We start from the raw sequence: 16,147 nt of genomic DNA on the forward strand, positions 1-16,147 counted from the left end.
ACGTCGCCGCCGCTGTAGCCGACGCGGGTGGCGGTCACGCCGGGCTGGTGGCGGAACAGCTCCTCCATGCCCCAGAAACACCCGCCGGCCAGGATCGCTTTCTCCGTCATTTCCTTCTCTCCCATCGCGGATTCCGTGTACAGGATGACGCTGCGGCGACGGTCGCTATTCCGGCCGCCCGGGGCCCGGTCAGAACTCCGTAATATCTCCTTCCGCCGCGGCCGCGACGAACAGCTCCAGCAGCGTCCGCAAGGCCTGTGACGGCGGCCGCTTCGCGGAGACGACGACGGTGAGCGGCCAGGTCAGCGACGTGTCGGCGAGCGGGATCGACACGGCGCCCGGCATGGTCAGCCGGGCGGTGCCGGGCAGGACCGCGATGCCGAGTCCGGCGGCGACGTAGCGCGGGACCGTCCGCAGGTCGGCGACCTCGGCGGCCACCCGGCGCGAAAGCCCGAGCGTGGCGAATTCGCGGTCGACGGCCAGCCGGTTCCCGAAGCCGCGCGGGCAATCGACGAACAGCTCTCCGTCCAGTTCCGGCAGCTTGACCGACTCGCGCTCGGCGAGCGGATGGCTGTCCGGCAGCACGGCGTAATACGGCACGCTGGCCAGTTGCGTCGCGTCCAGGCCGCCCAGCTCCGCCCGGGAGAGACCGAGCAGCGCGACGTCGAGGCGGCCGTGGCGGACGTCGTCGGCGAGCCCGGACGACCCGGTGAGGGACACCGTCAGATGCAGGTCGACCAGCGGGTGCCTGCGGTGGAACGCGCCGAGCAGCACTGGCAGATCGAACGCGTTCATGCTGGTCAGCGTGCCGATCCGAAGGCTCCCGCGCAGGCCGGCGGACGCCTGCTGCACCACCTCGCGGGCCCGCTCCACCGATTCCAGCGCGGCTTTCGCCTCGGGCAGGAAGAGCTCGCCCGCGGTGGACAGCGCGACCCGGCGGGTAGACCGGTCGAACAGTGTCGCGCCGAGATCGGCCTCCAGCGCGCGGATCGTCGCCGACACCGTGGACTGGGTGGCGAACAGCCGCTGCGCCGCCCGCGTGAAGCTCAGCTCCTCGGCGACCGCGACGAAGAACTCCAGCTGACGCGTCTCCATCGCCTAATTATCGCCGATCCAGATAACTATGACCAACACTTTTCGTTGGACTTGATGAGTGGAGCGGCGGATCGTGGCAGACGTAGGTTCCCGCTTGGAAGGTCGACATGGTCACCACAGTTCCGCCCGCTCTCACCGCCCCGGCCGGATGGCGCGTCAGCCACGGCTGGGGGTTCCGGGTGATCGCGTTCGCGTTCGCCGCGTGCCTCGCGTTCTCCACCGTGCCCACTCCGCTGTACGCGCTTTACCAGCAGCGGGACGGGTTTCCGACGTTCCTGGTCACCGTTATCTTCGCGGCCTACGCCGTCGGCGTGATGGCCAGCCTCTACCTTGCCGGGCACGTCAGCGACTGGCTCGGCCGCCGTCGCGTGATCCTCGCTTCGGTGCTCGCCGAGGCGCTGTCCGCGGTCTTGTTCCTGCTCTGGCCGGAGGTCCCGGGCCTGCTGATCGCGCGGTTCGTGTGCGGTGTGGGCATCGGCGCGCTGACGGCCACCGCCACCGCGCACCTTTCGGAGCTGCGCGCGGTGACCCGTCCGGACCAGGATCTCGGCCGCTCCGGCCTGATCGCCACCGTCGTGAACATGGGCGGCCTCGGGCTCGGTCCGGTGGTCGGCGGCGTCTTCGCGCAGTACATCGACGCTCCGCTGACCAGTACGTTCGTCGTGTTCCTGGTGGTGCTGCTGGTCGCCGCGTTCGCAGTGTGCCTGGTGCCGGAGACCGTCGAGCGGCGCGAGGAGCGCCCGGCGTACCGGCCGCAGCGGGTGTCGCTGCCCGCCGGGGCGCGGCCGGCGTTCGTTGGCGCGGCGATCGGGGTGTTCGCCGCGTTCGCGATCACTGGGCTGTTCATGTCCCTCGCGCCGACGCTGCTCGCCGAGGGGCTGCACCAGCACAGCCGGATGCTGGCCGGGGTCACCGCGAGCTCGATGCTGGCCGCCGCGGCGGTGTCGCAGGTGGTCTTCGCGTCGATGGCGTCGCGGGCACAGCTGCGGCTGGGGTTCGTGCTGATGCCGGTCGGGCTGGCGGTGCTGTCGGCGGCCGCGTTGCTGCCTTCGCTGGCGCTGTTCTTCGTCGGTTCGGTGATCGCCGGCAGCGGGATGGGGCTCGGGTTCCGCGCCTCGGTCGGGACGGTGGCCGCGCTGGCCGATCCGATGTCCCGGGGCGAGGTGCTGGCGGGGATCTTCCTGGCGGCTTACGCCGGGCTGGTGGTGCCGGTGCTGCTGGTCGGCATGACGCTGCTGTGGGTGCCGAGTCCGCTCGCGCTGGTCGGGTTTTCGGCCGCGGAGCTGGTGCTGCTGGGGTTCTCCGCGTGGCGGGTGCTGCGGACGGCTTGAGCCGGACAGTAGGCGGCAGCTGGGTCAGGCGACTTCGGTGGACCGGCTGCGCGCGGCGCGGGCGCTCCACCGTCCGTCGTGCCGGTCCACCCGGATCGGGTGGCCGAACGCCCGGCTGATGCTCGCGGTGGTCACCGCCTGTTCGATCGGCCCGGACGACACCACCGAACCCTCCGCGATCAGCAGCGCGTGCGTCGTCGACTCCGGCAGTTCCTCGAGATGGTGCGTGACCACGATGGAGGCGAGCCGGGGATGGGTCCGGGTGAGCAGGTCGATCGTTTCGAGCAACTGCTCGCGAGCCGCGACGTCCAGGCCCGTGGACGGTTCGTCGAGCAGCAGCAGCCGGGGGTCGCTGATCAGCGCGCGGGCGATCAGGGCGCGGCCGCGTTCGCCTTGGGACAGCGTCGGCCAGCGTTCGCCGGCCTTGCCGTCGAGGCCCAGCAATCCGATGAGTTCGTCGGCCTGCTCGATGTGCGACGCGGTGGGCCGCCAGCGCGGGGGAGTGTCGATGCTCCCGGTGATGCCGGTCAGCACGACCTCCCGGATGGTGAGCGGCGAACGCAGCGGATGCCGCGGGTCGACGTGCCCGATGCTGCGGCGCAACGCCTGCAGTTCGACGCGGCCGAGCCGTCCGCCGAGGACGTCGACGGTGCCGGTGGTCGGATGCGTGACGGCGCCGCAGAAACCGAGGATCGTGCTCTTGCCCGCGCCGTTCGGGCCGAGCAGCGCCCAGTGTTCGCCTGCCCGCACGGTCAGGTTCACGCCGTGCAGGATTTCCTTGCCCTGCCTGCGGAACACGACGTCGGTCAGCCGCAGCACGACCTCGCTCACGAAAGTGCCTCCTTCAAGGCGGTCAGGTGCGCCCGGCTCAGTTCCGCGGAGGCGGACGCGTCTTTGTCCGCGATCGCGTCGACGAGCGCCAGGTGGGCGGCTTGATCTTCTTCTGGCGCGGTGATCGGCCGCGCACGCAGCATGTCCGTCATCGCGCGGTGGACGCGCGGCACGAAACTGTCGAACAATTCGATCAGCACGTCGTTGTGCGCGGCGACGAGCACCGTGCGGTGGAACGCGGTGTCGGTGTCCACCAGGAACTCGACGTCCGGGTCGCCGAGCGCGCGAGCGGCGAGCGCGCGGCGGATCGCGCGCAGGTCGGTCGGCGTCCGCCGGAGTGCGGCGAGGGCGGCGGCTTCCGCTTCGATGGCGATGCGCGCCTCGATCACCGCCCCGACAGTGGCGCGGCGCAGCACCGCGTCCCAATCCTCGGCGACGTCCAGCGCGGTCACGAAAACGCCGGCGCCTTGCCGGGAATCGAGCACGCCTTTGCCCGCCAATTCGCGGATCGCCTCGCGCATCGTGGACCGGCCGACGCCCAGTTGCGCGGCCAGTGTCGTTTCCCCGGGCAATTTGTGACCCAGCGCCCATTCTCCGGCGCGAATGCGGGTCAGAAGGACTTCGGCGGCCTGCGCGGCGAGCGGGTGCCGGTGCACGAGAGGGGGCATCGGAGGGCTTTCTGATCGGGCGGGGCTACGGGAGCGAGGCTACTGCGGGACATTCTTCCGGCGGGGTGTCGAGTGTGGAGCGTCACTAGTCTACTTGTCTGAGGAGTGCGGTATTTTATGACCCGTTCGGGTGGGTTACGGTGTTTCGACTGCCGCATTTCGCCCGCGCCGGGTAAGGATCGGCCGCATGCGTGCCAGGAAAATGGCTGTCGTCGGCGGAGCTCTCGCCGCGGCGGTGTGTGCAGTGGCGTTCGTGGCCGGTCCGGGCGCGAGCGCCGCTCAGCTGCCCGGGGGCTTGGGCCCGTGCGTCGGCGACGCCTGCCCGGGCAAGTACCCGCCGGTCAACAACGGGCCGTTCGCGGGACGCGACAACGGCATCAACGTCTTCGCCGGCGGCGACTTCCTCGTGCGTGAAGGCGCGGCCGAGGCCGAGGGCCGGGTTGTCGTGCTCGGCGGCTTCGACATGAACAAGCGCGCGGGCGGGTCCGCGATCTACAACGTCGGCATCGCGGGCGTCGGCTCGCGCGTGCCCCCGCCGGACGGCGGCGACTTCCTGACCACGGGCAAGAACGTCACGGTCGCGCCGAACCAGCGGCTGCTCGCGGACGACGGCGTCGTGCGGTACGGCGGCACTGTCACCGGGACTGTGACCGGCACGCTGAAGCAGGACCCGAACGCGGCGGACCCGTACAAGCAGCTTCGGCCGCAGCTGCAGGAGGCCAGCACCTGCTACGGCAAGTCCGCGGCGACCGGGACGGCGAAGAACGAGGGCTACCGGACGTTGTTCACCGGCGACGGGAAGTCCGCGCTGCAGGTCTTCAACGTCGACTTCGACCTCACCGGCCCCGGCGGCGGCATGCAGGGCCTCGAGTTCGCCGGCATCCCGGCGGGCGCGACGGTGCTGGTCAACCTCGTCGGCGGCAACCGGGTGATCAACACCTACACCGGCGACCTCGCCGACCAGGACCCGATCAACCACCTGCGCGAGAAGCTGCTGTGGAACTTCCCGGACGCGTCGAAGGTGAAGATCGCCGGGCAGGCGCAGTTCCAGGGCAGCGTGCTGGTCGGCAACCCGTCCAGCGACACGACGGTCACCGCGTCGGGCACCAACGGCCGGTTCTTCACCGCGGGCAACCTGCTGCACACGTCGGAAGGCGCGGCGGGCGGGCAGGAGTTCCACGCGTATCCGTTCAACGGCGACCTGCCGGACTGCGCCGGCCCGACGACGACGCCCACTACGCCGACCAGCACGACGTCCACGTCGACGACGTCCAGCACTACGACGTCGACGGAGCCGACCAGTTCGACTAGCACTACGACGTCGAGCACGTCGAGCACGGAGCCGACCAGCTCGACCACCACCAGCACGTCGAGCACGGAGCCGACGTCGAGCACCACGTCGACAACCTCCACGTCGTCGACCACGACTGAGCCGACGAGCACCACGTCGTCCAGCACGTCGTCGTCGAGTGCCACCTCGACCACGTCCAGCAGTTCGGCGACGTCCAGCTCCACTACGCCGGGCCCGTCCGGGACGTCGTCCTCGACCGCGCCGACGTCGTCCACGTCGTCCAGCGCGACGTCCTCGAGCTCGCAGCCGACGTCCTCGGCCAGCAGCACGAGCCCGACGACGTCCAGCTCGTCCTCGGAGGCCCCGGCCCCGATCACGACCACCAGCGACAACTCCGGCGGCGTGGCCCCCGGAACCGGCCCGTCGGACCAGGGCCCGCTCGCGTCGACCGGCGCGGACATCCGCGGCTACCTGATCGGCGGCGGTGCATTGCTGCTCATCGGCGGCGCACTGGTGGCGGCAGTGGCGGTTCGCCGCAAGCGCTCCTGACCAACGCCGTGAAGGGCTCCTTGAAGGAATCTGATTCCCTCAAGGAGCCCTTCACGGACGGTCCGGTCGGGCGGGCGCTCTCGGGCGGCTCGTCGCCTGGCGGCGACATTGCCGTGATGGTTGCGTGGGGCACCCCGAAGCTTGATTGTGCTGACGGTCCGGGGTTGCTTGTCAAGGCGGGAAAGATGCCTTGACAAGCAATCCCGGACCGCAGGGACGCTTCGTATCGGGGTGCGGGGGAGGGCTGGGCACCTCGATTGTTGGGTGCGCCGGTGCGGGGTGGTAGGTGAGGGGGCTGGGTGCGCTGATAGTGGGTGCGCCGGTGTCTGTCGAGGCGTGGTTCGTGAGGGTTCCCCTCACGAACTCAGAGTCCGGCAGGGTTCCCCTCACGAACTAGCGGGCAGCGGGGGTGCGGGAGGCGCGGTATTCGGCGGCTCGGGCCTCGTAGGCGCGGAGTTCTTCCTCCCGGTCCGGCACGTCGTGCTGGGCACCAGCCGGTTGGTCGGCGAAGAAGCCCCGCAGCGCCGCGTTCGCGTCGGCGGCTAGGTGTCCGGTACGGGCGAACATCGCGGTTTCGTAGCGGCTCAACGCGGCTTCGACGCTCGGCTCCTCGTGCAGCGCGTGCGCCAACTCCGCGCCGTCGAGCAGTGCCAGGTTCGCGCCGTGTCCGCCGAACGGGGCCATCGCGTGTGCGGCGTCCCCGAGCACGGTGATGCCCGGGACGCGTTCCCAGGTCAGGGGAGCGGGCAGTGCGGTGAACGCGCGCGCTACGTAGTCGCCGTCGTTGTCGGTCAGCAGCGGGCGCACTGTCGAGCCCCAGTCGCGGAACTCGCGCAGCAGGAACTCCTGCACCGAGGCGCGGTCAGCAAGGTCGACGCCTTCCCGCGCGGCCCAGTCCTCTTCGGCGCGGAACGCCACGTAGCCGCGGATCACTCCGTTGCTGTTGCGCTGCACGATCACGGCCCGGCCAGCGCCGTCGGCGGTGAAGAGCTGGCCGTTGCCGACCAAGGCCGCGATACCGGGGTGCTGGGTTTCGACGTCGTCGAACCGGACGTCCAGAAAGGACACTCCGAGGTACTCCGGCATCGCGTCGGTGAGGCGTCGGCGCACCTTCGACCAGGTGCCGTCCGCGCCGATCACGACGTCGGCGTCCACTGTGGATCCGTTGGCGAAACTCAAGCGGTGGACGCCGTTTTCGGTTGTCAGGTCGGTGAGTTTGTGTCCCCAGTGGACGGTTCCGGGCGTGAGCTGTTCGTACAGCATGGTGCGCAGCTGACCGCGGTCGATTTCCGGGGCGGCGGTGTCGTCGTCGGCGGGCGTGAACTCCTTCAGCAGGGTGCCGTGGTGGTCGCGCCTGGTCACGGCTTGGCCTTCGACGCGGGCCAGTGCGTGGAAGGCGGGCAGCAGCCCGGCGTCTGCCAAAGCGATCTGCCCGCTGTCGGCGTGCAGGTCGAGCGTGCCGCCGGGATCTCGGGAATCCACGGCGGTGTCGGCGTCGTAGACGGTCGCGGCGAGGCCGTGCCCGTGCAGGACCTGGGCGGCGAGCAGTCCGCCCGGGCCGCCTCCGACGATGACGATGCGCGGTGTCTCTTTCATGGTCGTCCCCTCTCGTGCCGGTGTGGTCTGCACCCAGCATAAGTGGAACCATATAGAAAGTGCAACTGTACAACTTAGTGAGTCATTACACCTTACTGTGGACGCTTCGCCGCCAGTCCGGCGAGCACGATCCCGAGGGCGTATTCGAAGCTGTCCTCGACGGTGCTTCCGGCTGCCTGTCGTTCCCGCAGTCCCTGCGCCATCAGCGGAAACGGGATGCTCTCGATGGTCGCGTCCAGGTCGTCCGGCCAGGTCTGGTCCTCGACGGCGCGGCCGAGGACGAAGTGCACGTACACCCCGGCGCACCGGGTCGCGTCGGCGAGCGGGAACCCGGCGCGGTGCAGCACGCCCACCGCGAGTTCGGCGAATTCGCCCAGCGAGCGGGCGGTCCGGAGGTCTGCGCCGAGCGCGATGCGAGCGCCGTCGCGATGGCCGAGGAGGGCGGCGTGCAGGGCGGTGCCCGCTTGCTCCAGCCAGGACAGCCACGGGGTGTCCAGTGGCGGGAGGCCGTCCACGACTGGGGCGACGAGAGTGTCGGCGAGGTGGTCGAGCAGGGCCCGCTTGCTGCTGAAATGCCAGTACAGCGCGGGTGCCTTGACGCCGAGTTCGGCGGCGAGGCGGCGCACTGTCAGCTTGTCGAGGCCGTCGGCGTCGACGAGGGCGAGTGCGGTCCGGACCGCGGCGGGGATCTCGATCGGCAAGGCGGTTGCCTCCTTAACTAGTTCAGGGCAGTCTAGTCTTTAACAAGTTAAGGAGAGTCATGGACGCAGATGTGCTGGTCGTCGGAGCCGGTCCGGTCGGCCTGTTCCTCGCTGCCGAACTCCGGCTCGGCGGCATCCGGCCGCTGGTGGTGGAGCGGCTCGCGCAGCCCTCGGCGGAACGGAAGGCGCGCGGCATCGGCGTGCTCGCGACGGAGGCGCTGACCCGGCGCGGTCTCGGCCCGCGGCTGGCCGCGGCGCACGAGGAGGGGATGCGCGATTCCGCCCGCGACCACGGCAGCTCGCTCGGCCACTTCGCGAACATCCACAAACTCCTCCCGGACGAAGACCGCCCGCGCACGCACATCTGGCAGCCGGAGCTGGAGCGGCTGCTGGCCGAACACGCGGTCGGCGTCCCGGTGCGCCGGGCGCACCGGGTGACGGCAATCGAGTCTGATGTAGACGGTGTGACGGCGATTGTCGAGACACCGCAGGGAGAACAGCGGATCACTGCGGCTTACCTAGTGGGTTGTGACGGCGGCCGGGGGAAGGTGCGGAGTCTCGCCGGGTTCGGGTTTCCTGGCACGCCGCCGTTGTTGCGGACGCTCGCGGGCCAGGTCCGGTTCGAGGGACCGGTGCCGCCCGCCGGACGCTACCCCGACGGGTCGTTCCTGCACGGCGGAAGCATGGCTGGCGTCACTGAACTCGCCCGCGACGGCGAACCCGACGGCCCGGTCGCTCCGGCGGAACTGGCGGCGGCGATCCGGCGGGTGACCGGCGAGGACGCCACCGTGACGGAGGTGCGCGATTCCCGCCGGTTCGCTGATCAAGCCCGCCAGGCCGACGACTACCGGCGCGGTCGAGTCCTGCTCGCGGGCGACGCCGCGCACGTCCACTCGCCGAGCGGCGGGCAAGGGCTCAATCTCGGCCTGCTGGACGCGGCGAACCTCGGCTGGAAGCTGGCTGCGGTCGTGCGCGGGGAAATGCCGGATGCGTTGCTGGACAGCTACTTCCGCGAACGCGGCCCGGTCGGCGCGGCGGTGTTGCGCAATACGCGCGCGCAGTCTGCGTTGCTCGCGCCGGGACCGCATGTCGACGCGCTACGGGAGATCGTCTCGGAGCTGATGGATCTTCCGCAGGCGAATCGGTACTTCTCGGACCTGCTGTCCGGAGTCGCGGAACGCTACGAATTCCCTTACCCCGCTGAGGAACCAGTCGGGCTGCACAGTCCAGAAAAGTCCCTTGTGGACGATGACGGCCGGGTCACGCGGCTGTCGGACCACACTCGCACGGGGCGGGGTGTGCTGATCCTCGATCCGGAAAACCGAGACCTCGCTGCGCTGGCAAAAAAGCGGGTCGAGGTGGTGCCGGTGACGAACACCGGATCGTTCCTGCTGCGTCCGGACGGGGTCATCGCCTGGGCTGGGGGAGAAGCCGAGCTGAAGGTCGCGCTGGATGCCTGGTTCGGCTAGGCGTTCGCGCGGCTCCGCCACAGCAGCCAGCCGAAGTACGGCGCCCCGATCAGCGCGGTCACCAGGCCCGCCGCGATCTGGGTCGGTGCGAGGACCGTGCGTCCCAACGTGTCCGCGACGCACACCAGCACCGCTCCCAGCGCGGCTGCCACCGGCAGCGAGCGCGAGTGGCGGGAACCCACCAAAGCGCGCGCGGCGTGCGGGGCGACGAGGCCCACGAAACCGAGAGCACCGACCGCACACGCAGCAGCTGCGGTGAGCACGGCGGCGAGTGCGGCGAACGCGAGGCGAGACCGGTCCAGCGGGACGCCGAGCACGCGCGGCACGTCCTCGTCGAGCGAGACCAGATCGAGCGTCCGCGCGCTGGACAGGGCGATCGGCAGGGCGATGACCAGGCACAACAGTACCGGCAGGACCTGGCCGAACTCGCGGCCGTAGGTCGATCCGGCGAGCCAGGTGAGCGCGAGGTGCGCGTTCCACGGCGAGGTCAGCACCACGACGAGCGTCGTGATCGCCTGCGCGCCCGCGCTGACGCCGATGCCGACCAGCACCAGCCGGTCCGACGACAGCCCGCGGCCGGTCGAACCGCGACCGGTGGCGAGCCAGTGCACGAGCGCGAACGTCGCGAACGCGGCGACGGTCGCCGCGCCCATCATCGGCCAGATTCCGATGCCGGGCACCAAGAGCACGACGCTGATCGCGCCGACACTCGCGCCGGGCGTCACGCCGAGCAGGCTCGGTTCGGCCAGCGGGTTGCGGCAGATCGCCTGCACCAGCGACCCCGCGACGGCCAGCGCCGCCCCGCCGAGCAGCGCGGCGAGCATCCGCGGCCAGCGCAGGTCGAGGGCGAACGACACCTCGGTGCCGGACACCCCGCGCAGCCAGTTCAGGACGTCGCCGAGCAGTACGATCCGGTCGCCCAGCAGGAGCGCGGCGATCACTGCGGCGACGAGCGCGACTGCGAGCACGACACCGGTCCCGGCGACCCAACGACGCGACCGGACGGTGCCGTGCGTGCCGCGTGCGGACGGTGTTCCGGAGGGCTGCCGTCGGGCCAGCCAGACCAGGACGGTGGCGCCGGCGAGGGTCGTCACGACGCCGGTCGGCACTGAAACCGCTTTGTCCGCCGGGACGATGGCGCGCAGCAGGACGTCGGCGGTCACGACGACCAGCGCCCCGGTCAGCCCGGCGAGCGGCAGCAACAGCGGATGTTTGCCGAGCCCGGGCACCCGGTTGGCCAGCAGCCGCGCGATGACCGGCGCGCACAGGCCGACGAACCCGATCGGCCCGGCGACGGTCACCGCCACCGCCGAAAGCAGCACCGCCACGACGACGGCGAAAGTGCGGGTACGGCGGACGTCGATGCCCAGCACGCGCGCGTGGTCGTCGCCGAGGCTGAGCACGTCGAGCCGGTGCGCGAGCAGGAGCGTGGCCACGATGCCGATCGCGATCACCGGCGCGGCAAGGGAAACCTGCCGCAGTCCGGATTGGACAGTCGTGCCGCTGCCCCAGCCGTACAAGCCCGCGGTCCGCTCCTGGAACAACATCAGCAGCACGGACGTGAGCGCGGTCAGCGCCAGCGCGATCGCGGACCCGGCGAGCACGAGCCGGGCCGCTCCGCCGCTGCTGCTGCGAGCGACGAGCAACACCAGCCCGGCCGCCGCGAGACCGCCGATGAAGGCGACGATTCCGTTGACGTAGAAGGGAAGCGAGATCCCGAACGCCGCGACGCCGACCACCGAGACGTACGCGCCGGCGTTGACCGCGAGCGTGTCCGGCGAGGTGAGCGGGTTCCGCGCCACCGACTGCAGCACGCAGCCCGCGAACCCGAGCGCCAGCCCCACGAGCAGCGCCGCGGCCAGCCGGGGGAGCCGGCTGGCCACGAGCACTGCCACCGCCTGGCTGCGCGCGTCGTCGTCCGTGCCGGGGAAAACGGCGCGCAGGAGTTCGCCGAGCCCGACGTGCGACGTGCCTTGCAGCAGGTGCACCGCGGACAGGACGAGCAGCGCGACAATTCCGCTGAGGAAGACGACGGACGCCGTGAGCCTCGGTTTCCGCGAGACGAGCGGCCGGGCGGGTGCGGGGGCTGGTGCGGTCATCGGATCAGCGCGTCAGAGCGCCGGTGAGCGCGTCCACGTAGGCGATCGCCGACTTCGGGCCGCCGAACATCCAGATGCCGTCCGGAATCCGGTGCAGCTTCCCGGCCTTGACGAACGGCAGCTGCTTCCACACCGCGTTGCCCGCGAGCTCCTGGGTGAAGACGTCGGATTCGGCGGCGTTGGCGGCGTAGACGAAGGACGTGGCCGGATCGGTGATCTTGGTCAGGCCTTCGACGTCGGTGGGGGCGAGGCCGTAGACCTTGTCGCCCTCGCCGGTCCACTGGTTCGCGACGCCGAGCTGGTCGGCGATGCTGCCCAGGAACGAGCCCTTCGTGTACATCCGGACGGTGACCGTGCCGGAGGTCGCGTAGCCGTCGGTCATGACGAACTTGGCGCCGGTCTTGCCCGCGTCGGCGAGCTTCTTCTTGCCCTCGGCGACCTTGGCGTCGAATTCGGCGAGCAGCCTGCGGCCCTGCTCCTGCGTTCCGGTCGCCTCGGACAGCGTGGTCACGGTCTTGCGCAGGTAGCCGATCGGGTCGGCCGAATCCGACCCGCGCAGCGTGAGCACCTTCGTCTGCTTCGACAGCTGTGCGATGACGTTCTCCGGCAGGTCCGTGGTGGTGACCACGAGATCAGGGTGCAGCGCCGCGATCGCGTCGAGGCTCGGCTCGCCACGGGTGCCGACGTCCGGAGTGGACGCGGCGAGCGGCATCACCTTGTCGTAGGTGTTGTAGCCCTTCACGTCCGCCGCGCCGATCGGCTTCACGCCCAGCGCCAGCAGGTTCTCGGTGAGGCCCCATTCCAGCGACACGATCTTGGCGGCGGGCGCGGGCAGGTCGAGCTTGCCGCGCTCGTCGGTCAGGTGGACCGGGCCGGACGGCTTCGCGGCGGCGGCCTGGTCCCCGGCGGCGGGGGCCTCGGTGGTGCCGCACGCGGCGAGCGCGAACGTGGCGAGCAGCGCCGCGGCGGTCTTCAGGAATGGCCTGCGGGCAGGTTTGGGCACACTGGACACGGGGGTTTTCCTTTGTACTCGGGGATGGGTCAAGCTGAGCGGACCGGCCGCGGCCGGGAGGTGTGCCGTCCGACCGGGCGCGTGCGGACGTGCCCCTCGTCGTCGACATGGACGTCGATGCGCAGGCCGTAGACATCGCTGAGCAGATCGGCGGTCAGCACGTCGGCCGGGCGGCCGGTCGCGCGGACGGAGCCGCGGCACAGCAGCACCACCTCGTCGGCGACGGCGGCGGCCTGGTCGAGGTCGTGCAGCACGACGCCGACCGCGACGCCGTGCTCGTCGGCGAGGTCGCGGACGAGGTCCAGCGTTTCGATCTGGTAGCGCAGGTCGAGGAAGGTGGTCGGCTCGTCGAGCAGGACGACGCCGGTGTCCTGGGCGAAGCAGGTCGCCAGCCAGACGCGCTGGAGCTCGCCGCCGGACAGCTCGTCCACCGGGCGCTCGGCCATCCCGTCGACGCCGGTGTGCCGCATGGCCCGCTCGACCAGCTCCGGTCCCTCGGGATCGCCGGAGCCGAAACGGCCGCGGTACGGGTGGCGGCCGTAGGACACGACGTCGCGCACGCGCACGCCGCCGGGCGTGGGGCGCGACTGGGTCAGCAGCGTGACGTGGCGGGCGAATTCCTTGGGGGACAAGGCGAGCGCGTCCTGTCCGGCCAGGGTGACGTCGCCCGCGGTCAGCGGGTGCAGCCGGGCGAGCGAACGGAGCAGCGTCGACTTGCCGGAGCCGTTGGGCCCGACCAGGACGGTGACCGCGCCCGCGCGCAGGACGATCTCGGCGTCCTGGACCACCGGCTTGGCGCCGTAGCCGAGCGCGAGCCCGGTGCCGGCGAGCGCCGGTGCTTCCGGCCAGGGTTGACTCATGAAGGTTAGCCTAACCTGATCGAGTGAAATTCCGAAAGCGGACACCGCGGCGGTGTCGGACGTCACGGGCGTTTTGTACCGGGCGGGCCCGCCAGGATGTGAAACGCCTTTGCCGCGTGCCGTTGCCGCTCTAGCTTCTGATCGGGTCAGAGGTTTTCGGATTTCCGGGTGACGAGGGGAGCCGGTGCGTGGCCACGGGCGAACTCGCGACGACGACGCTGCCGGTCGGGGCAGGCTGGCTCGGGTCCCGCATCGGCGAGCGCACGGCGCGGGGCGTGGCCGGGACGGTGTCCGGCCTGATCCGCGACGGGGAGGTGCCGCCCGGGACGCGGCTGCCCACGGTGCGGGCGCTGGCGGCGGAGCTTTCGGTCAGTCCCACGACGATCGCCGAGGCGTGGTCGCAGCTGCGGGCGGCCGGGTTGATCGGCACCGGCCGGCGGCGCGGAACGATAGTGCTGGAACCGCCGTCGAGCCCGCCGCCGGAGCGCGCGTTCTCCGGCTGGCAGACGGTCGATCTGGAACACGGACTGCCGGATCCGGGACTGCTGCCGCCGCTGGAGGACGCCGTCGCGGCGGGTGTCCACACGGAACGGTTCGGCGGTCCGGTCAAGAACTCGATCACGCCGCAATTGCGGGCCGCGGTGAAGCCGACGTGGCCGTTCGCCGCCGAATCGTGGACGGTCGCGGCCGGCGGGCAGGACGGGATGCTGCTGGCCTGCCAGGCGGTCGCGCGGCCGGGCGACGTGATCGCCCTCGAAGCGCCGACCGCGCCGTGGCTGCGCGAGTTGCTGCGCCGGTCGCGGATTCACGTGGTGCCGGTGCGCTGCGACGACAACGGACCGCTGCCGTCCTCGCTGGCGGCGGCGCTGGAACACCGGCCGGTCGCGTTCGTCTACCAGCCGCGCGCGCAGTCGCCGCTCGGACATTCGGTTCCGGCGGACCGGCTCGCGGAACTCGCCGCCGTACTGTCCGAAGAGGACCTCACGGTGATCGAGGACGACGATTTCGGGCCGCTGGCTTCGGCTCCGTCGTTGAGCCTCGGCACGCACTTGCCTGGCCGGGTGTTGCTGGTGCGGTCGTATTGCACGGCGTTCGGGCTTGAATTGCGCAGTTGCGTGATCGGCGGTTCGGCGGTGCTGGTGGAGCGGGTGCGGCAGCAGCGTGGTCCGGGGTCGGTGTGGTCGAGCCGGATTCTTCAGGACGCGCAGGCGTTTTTGCTGACTGACCCCGGCAGTGCGGAACTGCTGAACCGGGCCCGGCATCGCTACGCGCAGCGGCGGTCGGCGTTGACGGAAGCGTTGCGGGAGCACGGGATTTCGGTGCGGGCTCGGGACGGGTTGACGTTGTGGGTGCCGGTTCCGGAGGAATCGCGGACGTTGATGACCTTGGCGGCCAACGGGGTTTCCGCCGGGTCGGGTACTCGCGCGGGCAATCCGGGGACGCCGCATATCCGGATAGCGACGGGGCAGTTGCCGGACGATCCGGCGTTGGTGGCGGATCTGGCCCGGATGATCGCCCGGGCCGCGCGGCGGGCTTGATGTCTGTTTTGGACAATGCCGCGTGGGCTTCGCTTACTGGCCCGCATGCCGGTTTCGCGGAGCGGGTCGGACAGGCCGTGCGGTATCCGGTCGATGTTTCGGTGTTTCTGGCGGTGCCCGACGAGCCTTCCGACGGCGTGTGGGACGACGTCGCCGCGCTCGCCGGGCCGGGTGCCGTGGTGCCGGTTCTCCCGCAGGCGGGGCCGCCTCCGCCGGACTGGGAGCTGCTGGACAAGATGGCCGGGGTCCAGTTGGTGGACGCCGGGGTCGATGCCGTACCCGATCCGGAGACTGTTCGGCTGACTCTGGCTGACGTGCCGGAGATGCTGGATCTGGTCGCCCGTACGAAGCCTGGTCCGTTTTTGCCGCGCACTGTTCTGCTGGGGACATACCTCGGCATCCGGCACCGCGGCGCGCTGGTCGCGATGGCGGGGGAGCGGCTGCATCCGCCAGGGTGGACGGAGATCAGCGCGGTCTGCACGGACCCGGCGTATCGCGACCGCGGTCTCGCCGGGCGGTTGGTGCGCGCGGTGGCCGCGGGGATCCGCGAGCGGGGCGAGACGCCGTTCATGCACGCGGTGGCGACGAATGCGAACGCGATCCGGCGGTACGAGGGGATGGGGTTTCGGTTGCGCCGCACCAATGCGTTCGGCCGGGTGCGCATTCCGGAGGACTGGCGGGCGGCGGCTTGAATCAGCTCCCGGTTCGGTAGTGCTCTCCTTGCTGGGGCAGGGCAAGACAGAACGGGTGCCCGGCGGGATCGGTGTAGACGCGGAACAGGGGCGCGCTGTCCACTAGCCGCGCTCCCAGCGCCAGGACCCGGTGTTCGGCCTCGTCGAGGTCGGCCACCTCGACATCGAGGTGCATCTGCTGCGGATCGCGCGGGTCCGGCCAGGCCGGCGGGCGGTAATCGGAGACCTGCTGGAAGCCGATGCGCGGTTCGCCGCCGGACGCCGCGCCGATCGAGACCCAGGCTTCCTCGTCTTCGACCCGGTGCATGCCCAGCAAGGCCTCGTAGAACGCGGCCAGTTTCCGCGGTTCCGGGCAATCGACGACCAGGGCCAGCCAGTGTCCGATCATCTGCCCAGTCTGGCAGGCCTCCGGCGG

Annotated in this window: 15 protein-coding genes; 5 read left to right on the forward strand and 10 right to left on the reverse strand. The window is 70.9% G+C overall.

Annotation, left to right across the window (positions count from 1 at the left end):
- Together ABZX37_RS42345 and ABZX37_RS42350 are read right to left on the reverse strand one after the other, a co-directional pair.
- Positions 1 to 110: peptide-methionine (S)-S-oxide reductase (locus ABZX37_RS42345; protein ID WP_354749587.1), on the reverse strand; the 110-nt coding region annotated here is incomplete at its 3' end.
- A 79-nt stretch (positions 111 to 189) separates the two neighbouring features.
- A complete protein-coding gene (locus ABZX37_RS42350; protein ID WP_354749530.1) occupies positions 190 to 1,095 on the reverse strand; it encodes a LysR family transcriptional regulator in 906 nt (301 codons plus the stop codon).
- 107 nt (positions 1,096 to 1,202) lie between these two features.
- Here ABZX37_RS42350 and ABZX37_RS42355 point away from each other — a divergent pair, with 107 nt between their 5' ends.
- Positions 1,203 to 2,426, forward strand: a complete 1,224-nt coding sequence (locus tag ABZX37_RS42355; RefSeq protein WP_354749532.1) for an MFS transporter — start codon at positions 1,203 to 1,205, stop codon at positions 2,424 to 2,426.
- Positions 2,427 to 2,450: 24 nt separating this feature from the next.
- On the opposite strand, the gene ABZX37_RS42360 is transcribed toward ABZX37_RS42355, so the two are convergent.
- Positions 2,451 to 3,257 carry an ATP-binding cassette domain-containing protein gene (locus ABZX37_RS42360; RefSeq protein ID WP_354749534.1) on the reverse strand — a complete coding sequence of 269 codons (807 nt, stop codon included), beginning with the start codon at positions 3,255 to 3,257 and terminating at the stop codon, positions 2,451 to 2,453.
- Positions 3,254 to 3,925, reverse strand: coding sequence for an FCD domain-containing protein (locus ABZX37_RS42365; RefSeq protein ID WP_354749536.1), 672 nt, complete (start codon positions 3,923 to 3,925; stop codon positions 3,254 to 3,256). Before ABZX37_RS42365 ends, ABZX37_RS42360 begins: the two co-directional genes overlap by 4 nt.
- 187 nt (positions 3,926 to 4,112) lie before the next feature.
- Between ABZX37_RS42365 and ABZX37_RS42370 the strand changes: the two genes are divergently transcribed.
- Positions 4,113 to 5,765 (forward strand): choice-of-anchor A family protein, encoded by a 1,653-nt coding sequence (locus ABZX37_RS42370; RefSeq protein ID WP_354749537.1) that lies wholly within the window; start codon positions 4,113 to 4,115, stop codon positions 5,763 to 5,765.
- 393 nt (positions 5,766 to 6,158) lie between these two features.
- On the opposite strand, the gene ABZX37_RS42375 is transcribed toward ABZX37_RS42370, so the two are convergent.
- Positions 6,159 to 7,361, reverse strand: coding sequence for an NAD(P)/FAD-dependent oxidoreductase (locus ABZX37_RS42375; protein ID WP_354749539.1), 1,203 nt, complete (start codon positions 7,359 to 7,361; stop codon positions 6,159 to 6,161).
- 92 nt (positions 7,362 to 7,453) lie between these two features.
- Positions 7,454 to 8,062, reverse strand: a complete 609-nt coding sequence (locus ABZX37_RS42380) for a TetR/AcrR family transcriptional regulator C-terminal domain-containing protein (protein WP_354749541.1) — start codon at positions 8,060 to 8,062, stop codon at positions 7,454 to 7,456.
- Positions 8,063 to 8,121: 59 nt separating this feature from the next.
- On the opposite strand from ABZX37_RS42380, the gene ABZX37_RS42385 reads away from it, so the two are divergent.
- On the forward strand, positions 8,122 to 9,531 hold the full coding sequence (locus ABZX37_RS42385; protein WP_354749543.1) for an FAD-dependent monooxygenase: 1,410 nt from the start codon (positions 8,122 to 8,124) through the stop codon (positions 9,529 to 9,531).
- Here ABZX37_RS42385 and ABZX37_RS42390 read toward each other — a convergent pair.
- Genes ABZX37_RS42390 through ABZX37_RS42400 form a run of 3 tightly spaced genes read right to left on the reverse strand, consistent with a single transcriptional unit; the run spans position 9,528 to position 13,502 of the window.
- A complete protein-coding gene (locus ABZX37_RS42390; protein ID WP_354749545.1) occupies positions 9,528 to 11,630 on the reverse strand; it encodes an iron ABC transporter permease in 2,103 nt (700 codons plus the stop codon). The genes ABZX37_RS42385 and ABZX37_RS42390 overlap by 4 nt on opposite strands.
- Before the next feature lie 4 nt (positions 11,631 to 11,634).
- A complete protein-coding gene (locus ABZX37_RS42395; RefSeq protein WP_354749546.1) occupies positions 11,635 to 12,642 on the reverse strand; it encodes an iron-siderophore ABC transporter substrate-binding protein in 1,008 nt (335 codons plus the stop codon).
- 29 nt (positions 12,643 to 12,671) lie between these two features.
- Positions 12,672 to 13,502 carry an ABC transporter ATP-binding protein gene (locus tag ABZX37_RS42400; protein ID WP_354749548.1) on the reverse strand — a complete coding sequence of 277 codons (831 nt, stop codon included), beginning with the start codon at positions 13,500 to 13,502 and terminating at the stop codon, positions 12,672 to 12,674.
- 188 nt (positions 13,503 to 13,690) lie between these two features.
- Between ABZX37_RS42400 and ABZX37_RS42405 the strand changes: the two genes are divergently transcribed.
- The gene (locus ABZX37_RS42405; protein WP_354749550.1) at positions 13,691 to 15,040 is read left to right on the forward strand and encodes a PLP-dependent aminotransferase family protein; all 1,350 of its coding nucleotides are present in this window, start codon (positions 13,691 to 13,693) and stop codon (positions 15,038 to 15,040) included.
- Positions 15,040 to 15,732: a GNAT family N-acetyltransferase gene (locus ABZX37_RS42410; protein WP_354749552.1), complete on the forward strand. Its 693-nt coding sequence runs from the start codon at positions 15,040 to 15,042 to the stop codon at positions 15,730 to 15,732. Before ABZX37_RS42405 ends, ABZX37_RS42410 begins: the two co-directional genes overlap by 1 nt.
- A 1-nt stretch (position 15,733) precedes the next feature.
- Here ABZX37_RS42410 and ABZX37_RS42415 read toward each other — a convergent pair whose 3' ends face one another.
- Entirely contained in the window at positions 15,734 to 16,120 is a 387-nt protein-coding gene (locus ABZX37_RS42415; protein WP_354749553.1) for a VOC family protein, read from the reverse strand.
- Positions 16,121 to 16,147: the final 27 nt, after the last annotated feature.

This window comes from Amycolatopsis sp. NPDC004079, assembly GCF_040610415.1.
Lineage (GTDB): Bacteria > Actinomycetota > Actinomycetes > Mycobacteriales > Pseudonocardiaceae > Amycolatopsis > Amycolatopsis halotolerans.

Excerpts from the sequence above, each read along its gene's own strand:
- ABZX37_RS42355 (WP_354749532.1), top strand. The coding sequence starts at position 1,203 with ATGGTCACCACAGTTCCGCCCGCTCTCACCGCCCCGGCCGGATGGCGC.
- ABZX37_RS42350 (WP_354749530.1), bottom strand. The coding sequence starts at position 1,095 with ATGGAGACGCGTCAGCTGGAGTTCTTCGTCGCGGTCGCCGAGGAGCTG.
- ABZX37_RS42400 (WP_354749548.1), bottom strand. The coding sequence starts at position 13,502 with ATGAGTCAACCCTGGCCGGAAGCACCGGCGCTCGCCGGCACCGGGCTC.
- ABZX37_RS42410 (WP_354749552.1), top strand. The coding sequence starts at position 15,040 with ATGTCTGTTTTGGACAATGCCGCGTGGGCTTCGCTTACTGGCCCGCAT.
- ABZX37_RS42365 (WP_354749536.1), bottom strand. The coding sequence starts at position 3,925 with ATGCCCCCTCTCGTGCACCGGCACCCGCTCGCCGCGCAGGCCGCCGAA.
- ABZX37_RS42415 (WP_354749553.1), bottom strand. The coding sequence starts at position 16,120 with ATGATCGGACACTGGCTGGCCCTGGTCGTCGATTGCCCGGAACCGCGG.
- ABZX37_RS42390 (WP_354749545.1), bottom strand. The coding sequence starts at position 11,630 with ATGACCGCACCAGCCCCCGCACCCGCCCGGCCGCTCGTCTCGCGGAAA.
- ABZX37_RS42370 (WP_354749537.1), top strand. The coding sequence starts at position 4,113 with ATGCGTGCCAGGAAAATGGCTGTCGTCGGCGGAGCTCTCGCCGCGGCG.
- ABZX37_RS42385 (WP_354749543.1), top strand. The coding sequence starts at position 8,122 with ATGGACGCAGATGTGCTGGTCGTCGGAGCCGGTCCGGTCGGCCTGTTC.
- ABZX37_RS42375 (WP_354749539.1), bottom strand. The coding sequence starts at position 7,361 with ATGAAAGAGACACCGCGCATCGTCATCGTCGGAGGCGGCCCGGGCGGA.